Genomic DNA, 843 nt, shown 5'->3' on the forward strand with positions numbered 1-843 from the left:
GATCACATCTGCCGGAAACCGGTGGCGCTTGAACGAAATCGGCTTCACGAAATATCATCTCCAACAGCGGCTTAGACCGTCATAAGTGGAGACGTTTTAGCGTTGGACTGACAGCACCGGATCTTTTCGTGGGACGTTGATCGGCGACCAATCGGCACGGGACCGCTACCCTTGATGACAGTGCGCGCAGATACTGCCAAACTCGGTCTCATGGCGAGCAAACAGGGCAGTGCCGGAGACGAGACGCCGCGATCGACGGGCGAAGGATCCATGGCTCCGAACCCGCCTTCACCTGACAACGCCTTGGCGGTTCGCGGCTTCCGTTGGGCCGAGAGATTCCTGCTCATTCTCGTCGCGGCCATGACCCTGGCGGCGGCGGGAGCCGAAGTGTTCAAGGTCTGGCAGGCGCAGTCCATCAACCTGGCAGATATTCTGCTGATGTTCCTCTACACGGAGGTGATCGGCATGATCGCGGTGTTCTACACCGGCCGGGGCTCACCCTTCATCTATCCGATCTTCATCGCCATCACCGCCTTGGCGCGGCTGATAGTGCTGCAGGGTAAGGACATGGCCCCCCAGAACATCCTGTTCGAGGCCGCCGCCATCCTGCTGCTGGCCCTCTCAGTCGTGGTGATCACCCGCGCTGGCAAGGGCTGAGGGCCACGCTGGACGTCGACCCTTCGCCGCCGAAGTCACCGGTCCGCGTCACGGCGGGGCACAACTCGTCTAGGTGGTGTGGACAAAGTGTCTGATCCACAGTCGGATGGATGCGACGACGACGAAGCCGAGGAAGCTGTCGGCGGTCTTGTCGTATCGGGTAGCCAGTCGTCGGCTGTGTTTGAG

The 843-nt window shown here is 61.1% G+C and carries 1 protein-coding gene and 1 pseudogene; one reads left to right on the forward strand and one right to left on the reverse strand.

Translation table 11 applies throughout. The features are described from left to right. Nucleotides 1-270: 270 nt before the first annotated feature. A complete protein-coding gene (locus ACP7AU_RS17760; RefSeq protein WP_426052283.1) occupies nucleotides 271-657 on the forward strand; it encodes a phosphate-starvation-inducible PsiE family protein in 387 nt (128 codons plus the stop codon). Between the two features lie 69 nt (nucleotides 658-726). Here the strand turns inward: ACP7AU_RS17760 and ACP7AU_RS17765 are convergent. Then, nucleotides 727-843 (reverse strand): annotated as a pseudogene (locus ACP7AU_RS17765) (IS5/IS1182 family transposase); the annotation flags it as partial.

This window comes from Brevundimonas sp. SL161, from assembly GCF_049896985.1.
In the GTDB taxonomy this organism is placed as follows: domain Bacteria; phylum Pseudomonadota; class Alphaproteobacteria; order Caulobacterales; family Caulobacteraceae; genus Brevundimonas.